Origin of the sequence: Nonomuraea roseola, from assembly GCF_039535395.1 — a bacterium.
Taxonomy (GTDB): Bacteria; Actinomycetota; Actinomycetes; order Streptosporangiales; family Streptosporangiaceae; genus Nonomuraea; species Nonomuraea roseola.
On the sequence record NZ_BAAAXC010000015.1, the window covers coordinates 673,113 to 688,860 of the forward strand.

14 protein-coding genes are annotated in these 15,748 nt (G+C 72.7%); 9 read left to right on the top strand and 5 right to left on the bottom strand.

Going from position 1 to position 15,748, the window contains the following annotated elements:
* Positions 1-35 precede the first annotated feature (35 nt).
* The 7 genes from ABFX55_RS26265 to ABFX55_RS26295 all read left to right on the top strand — a co-directional run bounded on the left by ABFX55_RS26265 (position 36) and on the right by ABFX55_RS26295 (position 8,079).
* The gene (locus ABFX55_RS26265) at positions 36-1,001 is read left to right on the top strand and encodes an alpha/beta hydrolase (protein ID WP_346125245.1); all 966 of its coding nucleotides are present in this window, start codon (positions 36-38) and stop codon (positions 999-1,001) included.
* A 254-nt stretch (positions 1,002-1,255) separates the two neighbouring features.
* Entirely contained in the window at positions 1,256-3,097 is a 1,842-nt protein-coding gene (locus ABFX55_RS26270; RefSeq protein ID WP_346125247.1) for a serine/threonine-protein kinase, read from the top strand.
* 44 nt (positions 3,098-3,141) lie between these two features.
* On the top strand, positions 3,142-3,492 hold the full coding sequence (locus tag ABFX55_RS26275; protein WP_346125248.1) for a Zn-ribbon domain-containing OB-fold protein: 351 nt from the start codon (positions 3,142-3,144) through the stop codon (positions 3,490-3,492).
* Positions 3,489-3,803, top strand: a complete 315-nt coding sequence (locus ABFX55_RS26280; RefSeq protein WP_346125249.1) for a VOC family protein — start codon at positions 3,489-3,491, stop codon at positions 3,801-3,803. The genes ABFX55_RS26275 and ABFX55_RS26280 overlap by 4 nt, the downstream gene beginning before the upstream one ends.
* Positions 3,800-5,302: a class I adenylate-forming enzyme family protein gene (locus ABFX55_RS26285; protein ID WP_346125251.1), complete on the top strand. Its 1,503-nt coding sequence runs from the start codon at positions 3,800-3,802 to the stop codon at positions 5,300-5,302. The genes ABFX55_RS26280 and ABFX55_RS26285 overlap by 4 nt, the downstream gene beginning before the upstream one ends.
* Positions 5,292-7,343, top strand: coding sequence for an acetate--CoA ligase family protein (locus ABFX55_RS26290; protein WP_346125253.1), 2,052 nt, complete (start codon positions 5,292-5,294; stop codon positions 7,341-7,343). The genes ABFX55_RS26285 and ABFX55_RS26290 overlap by 11 nt, the downstream gene beginning before the upstream one ends.
* Positions 7,330-8,079, top strand: a complete 750-nt coding sequence (locus ABFX55_RS26295; protein WP_346125254.1) for a glucose 1-dehydrogenase — start codon at positions 7,330-7,332, stop codon at positions 8,077-8,079. The genes ABFX55_RS26290 and ABFX55_RS26295 overlap by 14 nt, the downstream gene beginning before the upstream one ends.
* Here the strand turns inward: ABFX55_RS26295 and ABFX55_RS26300 are convergent.
* Together ABFX55_RS26300 and ABFX55_RS26305 are read right to left on the bottom strand one after the other, a co-directional pair.
* Positions 8,073-8,300, bottom strand: a complete 228-nt coding sequence (locus tag ABFX55_RS26300; protein ID WP_346125256.1) for a hypothetical protein — start codon at positions 8,298-8,300, stop codon at positions 8,073-8,075. The two genes, ABFX55_RS26295 and ABFX55_RS26300, sit on opposite strands and share 7 nt — an antisense overlap.
* A 77-nt stretch (positions 8,301-8,377) precedes the next feature.
* Entirely contained in the window at positions 8,378-8,989 is a 612-nt protein-coding gene (locus tag ABFX55_RS26305) for a PaaI family thioesterase (RefSeq protein WP_346125258.1), read from the bottom strand.
* A 206-nt stretch (positions 8,990-9,195) separates the two neighbouring features.
* Here ABFX55_RS26305 and ABFX55_RS26310 point away from each other — a divergent pair, with 206 nt between their 5' ends.
* Both ABFX55_RS26310 and aroA read left to right on the top strand, forming a co-directional pair.
* On the top strand, positions 9,196-11,583 hold the full coding sequence (locus ABFX55_RS26310) for a CHAP domain-containing protein (RefSeq protein WP_346125260.1): 2,388 nt from the start codon (positions 9,196-9,198) through the stop codon (positions 11,581-11,583).
* A 32-nt stretch (positions 11,584-11,615) separates the two neighbouring features.
* Positions 11,616-12,830 carry a 3-phosphoshikimate 1-carboxyvinyltransferase gene (gene aroA / locus ABFX55_RS26315; RefSeq protein ID WP_346125261.1) on the top strand — a complete coding sequence of 405 codons (1,215 nt, stop codon included), beginning with the start codon at positions 11,616-11,618 and terminating at the stop codon, positions 12,828-12,830.
* Between the two features lie 77 nt (positions 12,831-12,907).
* Here the strand turns inward: aroA and ABFX55_RS26320 are convergent, their stop codons facing one another.
* Genes ABFX55_RS26320 through ABFX55_RS26330 form a run of 3 tightly spaced genes read right to left on the bottom strand, consistent with a single transcriptional unit; the run spans position 12,908 to position 15,740 of the window.
* Complete coding sequence (locus tag ABFX55_RS26320; RefSeq protein ID WP_346125263.1) at positions 12,908-13,765, bottom strand: TIGR03619 family F420-dependent LLM class oxidoreductase; 858 nt, start codon at positions 13,763-13,765, stop codon at positions 12,908-12,910.
* Positions 13,762-14,658: an acyl-CoA dehydrogenase family protein gene (locus ABFX55_RS26325; protein WP_346125265.1), complete on the bottom strand. Its 897-nt coding sequence runs from the start codon at positions 14,656-14,658 to the stop codon at positions 13,762-13,764. The genes ABFX55_RS26320 and ABFX55_RS26325 overlap by 4 nt, the downstream gene beginning before the upstream one ends.
* Positions 14,655-15,740, bottom strand: coding sequence for an acyl-CoA dehydrogenase family protein (locus ABFX55_RS26330; RefSeq protein WP_346125267.1), 1,086 nt, complete (start codon positions 15,738-15,740; stop codon positions 14,655-14,657). Before ABFX55_RS26330 ends, ABFX55_RS26325 begins: the two co-directional genes overlap by 4 nt.
* Between the last annotated feature and the right edge of the window lie 8 nt (positions 15,741-15,748).

Below are 15,748 nucleotides of genomic sequence, written 5' to 3' on the forward strand. Positions count from 1 at the left end.
CGTCTCACTCGTCCACGATACGGAGCAGCACATCCATGGCTGAGAACAAGGTGGTCCTGGAAGAGGCGGCCCAGCGGTTCGCCGACGCCAACTCCAACGAGCCGTACATCTACCAGCTTCCTCCCGAGCAGGGCCGCCAGATCCTGGAGGACCTCCAGTCCGACGCCAGCGTGCCCAAGCCCGAGGTCGGCGACGAGTGGATCACGGTCGAGGGCGGGCCCACCGGCAGCGTGCGGGTGCGCATCGTCAAGCCCCCTGGCGTCACCGGCACCCTCCCGGTGATCTTCTACATCCACGGCGCGGGCTGGGTCTTCGGCAGCGCCAACACCCATGACAGGCTCGTGCGCGAACTGGCCGTACGCAGCAGGGCCGCGGTGGTCTTCCCCGAGTACGACCGCTCGCCTGAGGCGAAGTACCCGACGGCGATCGAGCAGAACTACGCCGCCGCCCAGTGGGTGGTGAACAAGGGCGCGGAGAAGGGCATGGACGCCTCCCGCATGGTGGTCGCGGGCGACTCCGTCGGCGGCAACATGGCCGCCGTCCTGGCGATCATGGCGAAGGAGCGCGGCGACGTCGGCCTGAAGGGCCAGGTCCTGTTCTACCCGGTCACCGACGCCTCCTTCGACACCGGCTCCTACCAGCAGTTCGCGCTGGGCTACTTCCTCAACCGCGACGGCATGAAGTGGTTCTGGGACCAGTACACGACCGATCCCGCGCAGCGCGCCGAGATCCACGCCTCACCGCTGCGCGCCGGCCTGGACGATCTCCGGGGGTTGCCGCCCGCGATGGTCCTGAACGGCGAGGCCGACGTGCTGCGCGACGAGGGCGAGGCCTACGCCAACAAGCTGCGTGAGGCGGGCGTCCCCGTCACCGCGATCCGCTTCCAGGGGATGGTCCACGACTTCGTCATGGTCGACCTGCTGCGTGACACCCACGCCAACCAGGCGGCGCTGGAGGTCTCCACCGCCTTCATCCGCAAACTCCTCGGCACTGACTCCTGACAGGACAGAGCGACCGTCCTCTCGGCCGGGACGACATCACGCGGCGTTCCGGACGCGGGCGGCCGCCGGGCGAGGTGGTCCGCGCGCCCGGCCGGTGCGAGCAGCCGGCCGTGGAGCACCTCGCGGTCGCGCTACGTCACAGAGTGACCGAGACGGCTACTGAGGGTCATTCTCGTTTACGTTGGGCGAAATAGTGTGACTCGTGACAACCAGAACCCCGGGTGAGACCGTCGAACCATTGAGCACGCGCGCGCATGGGGGCTGGATTGGTTCCGGGTTACCGCGAAGTACGTCAGCTGGGCGCCGGCCGTACCGGCCGGGTGTTCCTCGCCACCTACCAGTCCACGGGCGCATACGTGGCGATCAAGTACCTGAACGCGACGCTGCGCAGGGACGACGAGTTCATGTCCCGGTACGGGGCCGAGACGCCCGGCCTCGTGGAGATCGACGATCCCAACGTCGTGCGCTTCTACGAGTACGTCGAGACCCCGACCAGGACCGCCGTGGTGATGGAGCTGGTCGACGGCGTGTCGCTGCGGGCGATCCTGTCCGAGCACAGGAGGACCAGCCCCGAAGCCGCCCTGGTGGTGCTGAAGGGGACGCTGCTCGGGCTGGCCGCCGCCCACGAGCGGGGCATCGCGCACAGGGACGTCAAGCCGGAGAACGTGCTGGTCCAGGCCGACGGGACCAGCAAGCTGGCCGACTTCGGCCTCGTGGTGCACGTGGAGGAGCCGGGGGTGCCCGCGGGCAGCCCGCCGTACATGGCGCCTGAGTTGTGGACCCAGGGGGCGGCCGGCGTGCTGGCCGATCTGTACGCGGCGGCGTGCGTGCTGTTCGAGTGCGTCACGGGGCGGCAGCCGTACCGGGCGCCCGATGTGGCGGCGCTGCGCGACAAGCATCTGGTGGAGCCCGTGCCCGTGGAGGTGGTGCCCGAGGCGGTGCGCGAGCTGTTAAGGCGCGGGCTGGCCAAGGACCCCGCAGGCCGGCCCCGCTCGGCCAGGGAGTTCGCCGCCGAGCTCGAGGTGGCCGCCGTGACGGGGTTCGGCGCGGAGTGGGAGAAGCGGGGACGCAGGCACCTGGGCGAGCTGGCGACGCTGCTCGCGCTGCACTACCCGCTGGCCAACCCGGGCTCGCCGCAGGAGGCGCCGGTCAAGGGCGCGCTGGTCAGGCAGTGGCGGATGCCGAGGCTGCCGCCCCACCTCTGGATCGCGGGCGGCGCGCTGGCCGCGACGCTGATCGCGCTGCTGCTCAGCGGCGGACGGCTGCCCGACCCCGGCACCTTCCTCGCCCCTCCTCCCCGGTCGCCCTTCGAGCTGGGGGCCACCCCCGTCGACTCCGAACCGGCGGCGACGAGACGCTCCACCCCCAAGGCGTCGAGAAGCGCCGCTCCGACGCCTGCCAGGACGCCCGCTCCGACGACGGCGGCGCCCAGGACGACGACGCCGAGGAGCACGGCGCCCGCCGCCCCTCCCACGCCGCCGCCCTCGCCGCCGCCGTCCTCCAGCGCGCCCTCCCCCACCGGGACGACGGGCAGAGCGGCGGCGCTGTCGCCCGCGGTCAAGTCGGCCGACATCGTCACCTGGAGCGGGTCCGCGGGCGCGGTGCGGATCGCCGCCGAGGGAACCGGCCCGGTACGGCTGCGCGTCAGCTACACCCGCAGGGACGGCGAAGGCCCGTCGCGCACCCTTCACGAGGAGGTCAAGCAGCTGTCGGGCAAGACCTCCTACACCGTCGCGCTGCTGCGCGACCTCGGCACGGTGGCGTGCGGGAAGCGCGCCCACTTCGGGTTGATCGTGCAGACCGAGCGGGCCGCGGCCAACGGACCGCAGATCTCCGAGGTGCCGGTGGACGGCCCGCCGTGCGAGAGCCCGTCGAACCGCGCGTCGGCTCCCACATCCTCCTCCACGACCGCCGGCGTCTCCCCTCCCGCCTCCTCCTCTTCGACCACCGCGCCCGCCACGGTCCCCGATCCGCCCTCGACGGCGCCCGCGCCGAGGATCACCTCCGAGCCGCCCACGCAGGAGCCCGAGCCCGACGGGAACCCGACCGGCGAGCAAGCCTCGGAGGGCGACCTGCCCCGCCAGGAGGACTCCTAGCCCGCTCTTGTGACCCAACCAAGCGTGCGCTAGCTTGGCAGGCGATGGACGCCTACTGGGCCGCCTGCGCGCGCGGCGAGTTGGTCATTCAGCGATGTACGGCCTGCGGGCGACGAGTCCACCTGCCCGCTTCCGAGTGCCCCTGGTGCGGCGGCGGCGACCTCCCCTTCGAACCGGTCGGCGGCGAGGGCGTCGTGCACACCTTCACCGTCGTCCACCGCTCGTTCGTCGGGGAGTTCATGGGGCGGGAGCCGTACGTGCTGGCCTGGGTGGACCTGCCCGAAGGGGCGCGCGTGCTCGGCCAGGTGGTGGAGTGCCCACCCGAGCGGGTGCGCGTCGGCATGCCGGTACGGGTGACGTTCCGCGACGAACTACCGCAATGGAGGCCCGCATGAACGTATTCATCCCCGTGGAGGACGTCGGCAAGGCGATCGAGTTCTACGGGCTGCCCGTGAAGTTCAGGGACGGCGACAGGTTCGCGCTGCTGGAGGGCGGCATCGGGCTGGCGGGACCCGACGAGCACCTGACCGGCTCCACGGCCGTCTGCCTCAAGGCGGAGGACCTGGCGCGGGCCGTACAGGACCTCCTGGACAGGGGCGGCGCGCTGGTGCGCGGCCCCGAGGCCGGCCCGCACGAGACGCGCGCGGTCCTGCGCGACCCCTCAGGAAACCTCTTCGTGCTCTACTCCCCAGGAGGTTCTCAGTGACGCCCTACGGCAACTACGGCCACGCGCTCCTGACGTCGGGGGCGGCGCGAACCCCCGACCAGGTCGCGCTCACCTACTGCGGCGAGCAGAGCTTCACCTACGACGAGCTGAACAGGCTCGTCAACCGGCGGGCGCACGCGCTGCTCGCGGCGGGCGTACGGCCGGGCCAGCGCGTCGCCGCGCTGCTGAACGAGACGCTGAGGGTGGCGGAGGTCTACCTCGCGCAGGCCAAGATCGGGGCGATCACCGCCGCGCTCAACCCGTACTGGCCGGTGGAGACGCTGCGTGCGGTGGTCGCCTCCTCCGGGTGCACGGCCTTCGTCCACGACGCCACCGTGGCCCACGTCGTCGAGGAGATCAGACCCTCGCTGCCGGAGATCACCACGTGGATCTCCGCCGAGGACCTCGACTCCGGCGAGGAGGCCGAACCCCCTCTCGGCGCCTTCTTCGACGACCCGCTGGCGCTCTACTACACCTCGGGCACGACGGGGCTGCCCAAGCCCGTCGTCCACACGCACGCCTCGTCGCTGGCCACCGCGCAGATCTGGCTGGACGTGCCGCGCGCCACCGGCTCGGTCTTCGGCACCGGCGCGATCATCTGGGGCATCGGCTTCCCCGCGATCGTCGGGCCCGCGCTCTACGCGGGGATGCGGCTGGTCCTCGAGCAGGACTGGGGCCCGGCCAACTTCCTGAAGGTCGTCCCGCGCGAGAAGGTCACCCACGTCTCGCAGATCCCCTCCTTCTACGCCGCGCTGCTCGGCGACTCCGCGCACGAACCGGTGGACCTGTCGTCGATCAGGGTCATCATGCTCGGCGGCGAGCCGCTGACCGCCTCACTGCTGGCCCGGATCAAGCAGCGCCTGCCCGAGGCGGGCGTCTTCTCCTACTACGGGCAGACCGAGGCCCCCTACACCTGCATGGGCAGGGTGGACGACGGCTCCACGCCGCTCGGCTCCTCGGGGAGGGCCCGCACGGGCTGCGCGGTCGCCGTCACCGACCCCTCGGGCGCGCGCGTCGTCGACACGATCGGTGAGATCAACCTGGCAGGGCCGCACCGGATGTCGGGCTACGACCTGCTGCCCGACAGGACCGCCGAGGTGCTGCGCGGGGAGTGGTACGTCGGCGGCGACCTCGGCACCGTGTCGGCGGACGGGGTGCTGCGCGTGCTCGGGCGGCGAGAGGACGCGATACTCAAGGGCGGAGTGTGGACCCAGCCGGCCGCCGTCGAGGAGGCGGCCACCGCGCTCGACTCCGTGGCCGAGGCGGGCGCGGTGGGGATCGGCGACGGCAGAATCCTGCTGGCGGTGGTGCCGAGGGCGGGACAGACGCTCGACTCCTCCAAGATCTCACTCGAGCTCGCCGACACGCTGCCGCCGCACCAGCGGCCCGACGTGATTGTGGTCGCCGAGTCGCTGCCGCACGTCGAGGACGCCTCAGGCGGCCCCGGCAAGCTGCTGCGGCGCGAGATCCGAGAGAAGTACCAGCACCTTGTGGACTGAACACGAGGTCAAGGAGCTGCTCAGGCAGGCGGGCATCCCGGTGCCCCGCGGCGTCCGCGACCCCGCGCTCGCCGGCACGCTGCGAGCGCCGCTGGTGCTGAAGGCGGCGGGGCTGCTGCACAAGTCCGACGCGGGAGGGGTCAGGCTCGGCCTGACCCACGACACACTGGGCGCCGCCGTCGCCGAGATGCGCGAACGGCTGGGCGACGGCTTCCTGGTGGAGGAGCAGGCCCCCGAGGGGGTGGAGCTGATCGCCGGGCTGATCCGCGATCCCGCCTTCGGGCCCGTCCTGCTGGCGGGCCTGGGCGGCGTGTGGACCGAGGCGCTGCGCGACACCGCCCTGCGCCTGTGCCCGATCTCCGAGAGCGACGCCCGGCGCATGCTGGCCTCGCTGCGCGGCTCCTCCCTCCTGTACGGCTACCGCGGCCGGCCCGCCGTCGACGTGGACGCCGTGGTGAAGCTGCTGATGACGCTCGGCGGCCCCGGCGGGCTGTGGGAGCGGCTGGAGCTGGGCGAGTTCGAGCTCAACCCGGTGATCGCCACACCGTCCGGGGTGATCGCGGTGGACGCGCGCTACCTCCCCTCCCCCTGCCCTCCCTCGGCCGCCCCGCGCGCCGCGGCCGACTTCACCCCGCTGTTCGAGCCGCGAGCGGTGGCCGTGGTGGGCGCCTCCGCGAGCAAGCCCGCCTTCGGGAACATGTTCCTCGACTTCTACCGCGCCGCAGGGACGCCCGTGGTGGCCGTCCACCCCACGGCCGCCTCGATCGGCGGGGTGCCCGCGGTGCCCACCCTCGCAGCGGCCGAGGTGGACTACGCGCTGGTCGCGGTGCCCGCCGCCGCCTGCGCCGAGGTCGTAAGGCAGGCGCGCGGCGTGCCGTACACGCAGGTCATGAGCGGCGGCTTCGGCGAGGCGGGGCGCGCCGACCTGGAGGAGGCGCTGGTGGCGGCGGCCCGTGAGGCGGGCACGCGCCTGCTCGGACCGAACTGCATGGGCGTCTACTGCCCGAAGGGGCGGCAGACGTTCGTGGGCGGCGGCGTCGGGCCCGAGGGGAGCGTCGCGCTGATCTCGCAGAGCGGCGGGCTGGCGGGCGAGGTGATCAAGGTGGGTGAGCGTCGCGGGCTGGCCTTCAGCAGGGTCGCCACCCTGGGGAACGCGGCCGACGTCACGCCCGCCGAACTGCTCGGGTGGCTCTCCCTCGACCCTTCGACCTCGGCGGTCGGGCTGTACCTGGAGGACCCCCGTGACGGCCTCGCCCTCTTCTCGGCGCTGTCGTCCTGCCCGCTGCCCGTGGTGCTGCTGGTGGGCGGACGCAGCGGACAGGGGCGCAGGGCGGCCGCGTCCCACACGGGCGGGATGGTGAGCGACGCGCGGATCTGGCAGGCCCTCGCCGACCAGACCGGCGCGACCCTCGTCACCACCCAGGACGCCCTCATCGGCGCCCTCGCCTACTTCCAGGCCCACACCCCCCGCCCGCTCGCGAACCCCGCCCCCGGCTCGCAGGGCCTTCGTTCGGGGGAGCGCCGGACGGCCGGGGTGTTGGTGGTCGGGCCCAGCGGGGGCGCCGGCGTGCTCGCCGCCGACGCCTTCGACGAGGCGGGGCTCACCCTCGACCCGCTCCCCGACGACGTGCTCGACGACCTCAGGGCGCTCGGCCTGGGCGCCGGCAGCTCGCTGGCCAACCCCCTGGAGGTCCCCGTGGGCCCCAGAGGCAGGCCCGACCTCGTCAAAGAGGTGATCACCGCCATCACCGGGCGCCTGCCGTACCGGGATGTGGTCGCGCACGTGAACGTGCAGAGCTTCTTCACCTACGGCACGACCGCCGACCCCCTGCTCGCCTACGCCCGCCACCTCGGCGAGGTCCGCGGCGTCAGGGTCACGCTGGTCACCAGGAACGGCGAGTTCGCCCCGCCCGGCGTCGAGGACGAACTCATGGCCATCGCCGCCGGAGCCGGGATACCTGTCTACCGATCCATGGAGGCGGCCGCGATCGCCGTCGCCGCCGGACAACGTTTCTGCGGAGGCACCGATGGGACTGCTTGACGGCAAGGTCGCGCTGATCACCGGCGGGGCGCGGGGCATGGGCGAGGCGCATGTGCGGCTGTTCCTGGAGGAGGGCGCGAGGGTCGTCTTCGGGGACGTGCTCGACGACGAGGGCAAGGCGCTGGCCGAGGAGACCGGCGCGACCTACGTGCGCCACGACGTCAGGAGCGAGGCCGAGTGGGGGCGCGCGGTCGCGACCGCCGTCGAGACGTACGGCAAGCTCGACGTCCTGGTCAACAACGCGGGGATCATCAGGTTCCGCAGGATCGCCGAGATGCCGCTGGAGGACTTCGGCCAGGTCATCGACGTGAACCTCAAGGGCACCTGGCTGGGTGTGAAGTCGGTCATCGAGCCGATGAAGGCCGCTGGACGCGGCGCGATCGTCAACATCTCCTCCATCGAGGGCTTCATCGGCGCGGCGGGGCTGTCGGCCTACGCGGCCTCGAAGTTCGGCGTGCGAGGAGTCACCAAGGCGGCCGCCCGCGAGCTGGCGCCCTTCAAGATCCGGGTCAACTCGGTGCATCCCGGCGCGATCAACACCTCGATGGTGACCGACCCCGACCTCATGGCCGAGGTCGACGGAGAGGCGTTCATCAACTCGATGGTGATCAAGCGGTTCGCGAAGCCCGTCGAGGTCTCGCACGTGGTGGCGTTCCTGGCCTCCGACCGGTCGAGCTACTGCACGGGCAGTGAGTTCACCGTGGACGGAGGCCTGCTGACCGGGGCGGGCTACTGACGCGAGGCAGGAAGGCCGGGGCCGTCCTGGACTCTGACCGCCAGGCCTTCCCGTCCTCCTTCGGCGAGCAGGAGGTGACACCTGCCCGTCGAGGCGATGCCGTCATGGGCCGGCGGCGGAGCCGGCCATGCGACCTCGACGGGCGCGGCGCGGCCCACGAGGCCACCGGAGAGCGCCTGGGTCAGCACGATGAGCGCGAGTGTGCCGTAGAGGATCTTCACTTCGGGTTAGACCCACAGAACACGCCAACGGTTGGTAACGATAAGGCAACGGTGCGTGACGGCCTTCCTATGGAGGCTCAGGCTCCGATCCACGCGGACGGGGTGATGAACAACCCCGTCGCCTCCACCAGCGACTCGCCGTCCGGCAGCGAGATCCTGCCCTCCGCCCAGGTCTTGCGGCCCTCGGTGCGGGTGTACTCCGCGGTCGCCACCAGCGGCGTGCCGTACGACACGGGCCTGCGGTAGCGGACGGTCAGCGTCCCGGTCATGCCCGCCGAGCCGGCGGCGGCGACGGCCTGGCCGAGCAGGTGGTCGAGGATCATGGCGCTGATGCCGCCGTGGACCGCGCCAGGCGGGCCCTCGTGCAGCGGCCTGAACACCACCTCGGCGCGCACCCCTCCGTCGCGCACCTCGATGAGCAGAGGCAGGGCGTGCGGGTTGGCGCCGCCGGTGACGGCGTTGCCGAGGTGCCTGAGCGTGCCGTCAGGACCGATCTCGAAGGGCTGGGGGGTCTGGCGCAGGACCGAGCGCAGCCGCTCGTTGACGGCGGTCAGAGCCGCGTGCGCGGCGGTGAGGTCGTCCTCTCCGACGTCGGTCAGCGCGACCGCGTCCATCAGCTCACGGGTCTGCTGGGCAAGAGCGCAGAGGGCGGCGAGGCGGGATTCCTCGGTGCCGAGTTCGACCGACATGCGGGACACCATAGCGAACCCATAAGGTAGATCTTTTACACATTTGTCGGGATTTGGGAGATATTTCTGGAAGCCTCTTGACCTGCAGTTTCATCACGCGCACCCCCTTGAGGCTCCCTTGGTACTGTCTTGACCTGCCCTTTCCCCAGGGTAGCCTCCCTCCTCACGAGTCCCGTCGTGCACGGAAGGGTTCCCCCGCAACTTCCATGACCCCAGAGACACAGAAGCTCATCGAGCTCCTGGAGAGCCATCTCGGCTACTCCGAGGGCAAGGGCGCGTACACCAAGTTCGGCGACTGGTACGGCAGGACGGTCGAGTTCGACGCCGACTACAGCGGCGCGCCGTGGTGCGACATGTTCCTGTCCTGGGCGGCGCACAAGCTGGGCTACGAGGAGTGGGTCGGGCAGTTCGCCTACACCGTCGCACACGCGGAGTGGTTCAAGAAGAACGACGCCTGGGGGCACAAGCCGAAACCCGGCGCGCTGGTCTTCTACGACTGGGGCGGCTCCAACGACATCGACAACATCGACCACGTCGGGATCGTCACGAAGGTCGTCGGGGACACGATCTTCACGATCGAGGGCAACATCGACGGGGGCGTCGCCAAGCGCAAGGAGCGCGACCAGAGCAAGGTCGCCGGCTACGGGTACCCGGAGAAGATCAAGGAGCGGCTGGAGGCGGCGCGGCTGAAGGAGGCCGAGGTCGAGGGCTCTCTCCCGCCCGACACCGAGCAGGGCCAGGCCGACAGGCTCCAGCTGCCCGTCCCCGCCGAGACCACCACCGTCACCTCGCTCATCCCCTCGCGGATCCCCTCCGCGGAGCCGTCCTCGCCGACGATGGCGGCGGGCGCCGAGGACGCGGTCACGCCCAAGGCCGCCACCGCGCCGAAGAGCACCTCCCCCTCGCCGAGCGCGTCCTCGCCCCGCTCGCCCGCGACCACCGCCACGGACAGGCCCGTCGCGAAGAAGGCCAAGCACGCCAAGCCCGCGACCGCCGACACCGAGGCCGCCACCCGCGAGCCCGTCACCGCCTTCAAGGACGCCTCGGCCGCGACCCCGGTGCCCAGCCTCGGCTCTCCCGCGCTGATCGGCCCGGTGCTGCTGGCCGCCCTCGGCGTGCTGGCCGTCGCCCGCACCCGCCAGCTGAGAGTACGGCTGTCGCCCGCCGCCGCCGCTGCCGCGACGGCCTCGACGTCGCGCTCGGCGTCGGCGCCGACCCTGGGATCGGCGGCGGCCTCGCGGCCGGCCGTGGCGTCGGCGTCGGCCCGTCCCTCCCGGCAGCCTGGCCGCCGTCGCGCCTCGGGCTCCCGCCGCGGCAGGCCCGTGTCGGCCCGTCCTGCCGAGCACCCGGCGACCTCCCCCCTGACGGCCACGGCGCTGACCATCTCGGCCCCCGTCGCCCTGCCCGACCCCGTCACCACCGCCGACCCCACGCTCGCCTTCGCCGCGACGGCCGCCGCCGAGCACGCCATCGCCTCGACCGCCTCCGAAGCCTCGGCCGCCGCCGCCTCGACGACCGCCTCCGAGGCCGTGGGCGCCTTCGACGCGTCGCTCACCTCCAAGGCGGTGAGCTCCCTGCAGACGCCGACCACCTCCGAGGCGACGGCCTTCGACGCCATGGCCGCCACCGGCACGAGGGCCGGATCCGTGCGGGCCTCCGCTCTCGCGTCCGACCCCGCCGCAGCGCTCGCGGCCGGGCTGGAGACCTCGAGCGCGATCCTGGCGCAGTTGGAGGCGTTCTCGTCGGCACCGTTCGACGCGTTCTCCTCGGCTCCCTTCGACGCGTTCGCCGAGGCGACCGCCCCCTCGGGCGACGGCTACAGGGGCAGGCGCAGGCGCAGAGAGCACCTCGCGGAGGAGAGTGCCGCCTTCTCCTCCGACGCGCCGATCCGCGGACGACGGCACCGCTCGCAGGCCCCTGCCTTCACCCGAGGCCAGGACATCCGAGCCCATCGCGCCACCTCCACGGGCTCCCCCGCCCGGCTCACCCGGCCCGCGCGGCTCAGCCGCCCGACGCGTCCTGCCCGCCCCGAGCAGCCGGCCCGCGGCGCGACGACGGCCCCCCACGCCGACGTCCTCGTCCACAGCGCCAGGACCACCGACACCCTCGTCCACAGCGCCATCACTGGACCGCACGCGGACACCCTCGTCCACAGCGGCGCCCCGCGGGCGGGCGCCCTCCCCCGCGACGCCGCGACAGGCCGTCAGCGCGAGAGCCTCGTCACAGGGCCGCACGCCGACCAACTGGTCCACAGCGGCGCCGCCGACGGTTTCGGCCGCGGCGCCACGGACACCTTCTCCGCCGCCGTCCCTCTCCGTGGCCGCCGCCACAGGGACTCATCCGAGCCCCGCGACGCGGCTCCCGCACCCCACCCGTTCCCCTCTCCCGAGCCCGCCACCACCCCGCCGGCCCGCGTCGTTTCTCTGCAGGCTCCGCCGGACCAGGCCCCGGCGCACGTGCCCGCGGCCTTCACCCCGCCGTCCCAGACGTCTCAGGTTCCGTCCGGCCGCCGGCAGGAGCCGGTGCTCGTGGGAGCCTCCGGCGGGTCGGGGGGCCGTAGCGGCAGAGGACGCGGAGGGCGTCACCGCGCCTGACCCCGTACGCCCCGGTTGGATACGATCTCGCGGTGACCGTCGTGCGCATCCCCGGCTCCAAGTCCGTCATGGCGCGAGCCCTGTTCATGGCCGCCGCCTCCGACGGGATCACCACGCTGGAGCGGCCGCTCCGGTCCGACGACACCGAGGGATTCGCCCAGGGCCTGCGCGACCTCGGCTATCAGGTGACCCAGGACGCCGACCGGTGGAGCGTGCACGGCCGTCCCGACGGCCCGCCCGCCGACCGCGCCGAGGTCTACTGCCGCGACGCCGCCACCGCGTCCAGATTCCTGCCCGCCCTGGTCGCCGCCGGTCACGGCACCTTCGCCTTCGACGCCTCCGCCCAGATGCGCCGCCGTCCCGTCGGCCCGCTCACCGCCGCGCTGAGAGAGCTGGGCGTACGGCTGTCCGACGCCGACGGCCATCTCCCCCTCACCGTCGAGGCGTCCGGCGTCAAGGGCGGCGACCTGCGCCTCGACGCGGGCCTGTCCTCGCAGTTCCTCACCGCCCTGCTGCTGCTCGGCCCGCTGACCGCCGAAGGCCTGCGGATCACGGTGACCGACCTGGTGTCGGCGCCGTACGTCGAGATGACGCTCGCGATGATGCGCCGCTTCGGGATCACGGTGGCGAGGGAGGGCGACACGTTCGCGGTGCCGCCCGGCACCTACCGCGCCCACGCCTACGAGGTCGAGCCCGACGCCTCCAGCGCCAGCTACTTCTTCGCCGCCGCCGCGCTCACCGGCCGTACGGTCACCGTCCCCGGCCTGACCCGCGACAGCCTCCAGGGCGACCTGCGCTTCGTCGAAGTCCTGGAGCGCATGGGCGCTGCCGTCGAGATCACCACCGAGGCCACCACGGTCACGGGCCCCGAGCGGCTGTCGGGCGTCACGGTGAACATGCGCGACATCTCCGACACCGTGCCGACCCTCGCCGCCATCGCCCCGTTCGCCGCGGGCCCCGTCCGCATCGAGGACGTCTACAACACCCGTGTGAAGGAGTGCGACCGCCTGGCGGCCTGCGAGGAGAACCTGCGCAGGCTGGGCGTCGGCGTGCGCAGCGGACGCGACTGGATCGAGATCCAGCCGGGGACGCCGGAGGCGGCCGAGATCGCCTGCCACGGCGACCATCGCATCGCCATGGCCTTCAGCGTCACGGGGCTGCGCACCTCCGGCGTCACCCTGGACGACCCTGGCTGTGTCAGGAAGACCTTCCCGACCTTCCACGAGGTGCTCGCCGCCTGGGTCTGACGGCCTCGGAAGCGGCGTGGGCCCGACGGACTCGGGAAGCGACGTGGGCCCGACGGACTCGGGAAGCGGCCTCAGCCCTACGACCTCGCTGAAGGGCGCTCACGGTCTGGCGTGACGCCGTAGTCCGAGGCGAAGGCGGTCAGCTTCGCGACCGCGTCGCTGGTGCCCTTCCACGGGCGGACGATCAGCCGGTCGACGCCCAGCGCCTCCCACGCGGCGATCTCCTCGGGCGAGGCCAGAGAGGAGGCGTGGACGGTCACCGAGAACCTGCGTCCGTCGCGCAGCGCGGCCAGCCGTTCGAGCTGCGGCCGCACCGACTCCAGCGTGTGCGGCATGCTGATCCAGCCGTCGCACAGCGTGGCCGCCCTCCGCAGCGCCGCGGCCGACTCGCCGCCCGCCAGGACGGGAAGCGTGTGCTGGATCGGCTTGGGCTCGAAGGCGACCTCGGGGAAGGAGAAGAAGCGGCCCGTGTGGGCGACCGTCTCCTCCGACCACAGCCGCTTGGCGACCGTGATCGCCTCGTCGAGGCGGGGGCCCCTGGTCGCGAAGTCGACGCCCGCCGCGGCCCACTCCCCCGAGTACCACCCCGCGCCCACTCCGCAGACGGCTCGCCCTCCCGACACGATGTCGAGGGTGGCGAAGGCGCGGGCGGAGACGAAGGGATGCCTGAGCGCGAACAGGTGCACCGCCGTACCGAGCCTGACGCGGGTGGTGAGCCCCGCCAGCCAGCACAGGTAGGCGGGCGCGTCGAAGAGCGGGGTGTGCGGCCTGATGCCGGGTGTCGAGGTGCCCGGATAGGTGGCCAGCGACAGGTCGGTGGTGAAGACGAGATGCTCGGGGACCCACAGCGACTCGAAGCCGAGGGAGTCGGCGGCGACGGCGACGTCCTTCCACGCGGCGGGGTGGAGCAGGCCCAGGGGGACACCGAACTTCACGCTCCGAACACCGCCTCACGCACGCGGGTCCTGTGCTCGGCGCTGGTGCCGTAGGCGGCGCCGAGCGACCAGGTCCTGGCCAGCCAGAAGCGCAGGTCCAGCTCGCTGGTGTAGCCGATCGCGCCGTGCACCTGCAGCGCGGTGCGGGCGGCCAGCGAGGCGGCCTCTCCCGCGGCCGCCTTCGCCGCGCTGACGTCCCGGTCGGGCCAGGGGGCCTCCCGCCCGTCCACGGAGAGCGCGGCGCGGTGGACCAGCGGCGCGGCGAACTCCACCGCGATCGCCACGTCGGCGAGCTGGTGCTTGACCGCCTGGAAGGCCCCGATCGGCCGTCCGAACTGGGTGCGCGCCCTGGCATACCCCACCGACCTGGCGAGCAGTTGCCTGGCGACCCCGACGAGCTGCGCCGCCGTCCCGACGGTCGCCCTTCTCAGCAGCGCTTCGGCCGAGCCGGGCAGGCGCTCGGGCTCGCCCGCCACCGTCACCCCGTACGGCTGCCGCCCTGGATCGAGCGCCCTGCGCGGCTCCAGCCGTACCGGCACGGCGGAGGGTCCCGTGACATCCACGACCAGGTCGGCCAGGTCGGCGTCCAGCGCGACGCCGTCCACGAGCAGGCTCACGCGCGTCACTCCCTCCGGGGCGTACGGCGCGGCGACCAGCGTCTCCACGACGGGCCCCGGCATGGCGGCGCGTCCGGTCTCCTCGAGCGCGGGGACGACGTCGATCAGTGAGAGGCCGAGCCCGCCCGCCTCCTCCGGCGCGAGCGCCCCGAAGAAGCCGAGCTCGGCCAGCTCCTTCCAGCACGACAGGCGGTCGGAGGGGTCGCAGCGGTCGCGCAGCACCTCCCGCACGGCGGCGGCGAAGGCGAGCTGCTCGGAGGTGAAGGCGAAGTTCATCGGGGCAGCCCCAGGACGCGTTCGGCGATGATGTTGCGCTGGATCTCGTTCGTGCCCGCGTAGATCGGCCCCGCGAGCGAGAACAGGTAGCCGTCGAACCACGGCGTCTCGGCCGCGCAGGGGCCGAGCAGGTCCATGGCGACGGCGTGCATGCGCAGGTCGAGCTCGGACCAGAAGACCTTGCCCATGCTGGTGGTGGCTCCGAGCTCGCCCTTCACGGCGCCGAAGGTGTGCAGGCGGTAGGCCTCTGCGTCGACGAGGCAGCGGGCCGCCCTGTCCTGCAGCGCGGGATCGGCCGTCCGTGCCAGCGCGACCAGCCGCTCGGCCGTGGCGAGGAAGCGTCCGGGGCTGCGCAGCGTGAGGCCGCGTTCGGAGGAGGTGGTGGCCATGGCGATCTTCCAGCCCTGCCCCGGCTCTCCCAGGACCATGGCGTCGGGGACGAAGACGCCGTCGAAGAGCAGTTCGGCGAATCCGGGCGTTCCGTCCAGCTGGGCGATGGGCCTGACGGCGACGTCCTCCAGCGAGAAGAGGAAGTACGTGAGCCCGTGGTGCCGCGAGCCCGAGGTCCTGAACAGGCCGAAACCGTGCGAGGCGAAGGCGGCGCGGGAGCTCCAGGTCTTCCTGCCGTGCAGGAGCCAGCCGCCCTCCACCTTGACCGCGCGGGAGGACAGGGCCGCCAGGTCGCTGCCCGCCTCGGGCTCGGACCAGGCCTGCGCCCACACGTCCTCGGCCTTCGCCATCCTGCCCAGGAACGCGGCCTGCTGCGAGGGGGTGCCGAAGGTGAAGAGGGTGGGGGCGAGCAGGAAGATGCCGTTCTGGCTGACCCTGGCGGGAGCGCCCGAGGCCCAGTACTCCTCCTCGAAGATCAGCCACTCGATCGGGGAGGCGGAGCGGCCGCCGTACTCCTCCGGCCACGAGACCACCGACAGGCGGGCCTCGGCCAGCCGCGCCTCCCACGCGCGGTGCGCCTCGAAGCCCTCGCGGGTGTCCATGGACGGCAGCCGCGAGGGCACATGCGCGGCCAGCCAGTCCCGAACCTCGGCGCGGAAGGCCTGTTCGGCCGGGGTGAAGTCGAGATCCACTCACCCAA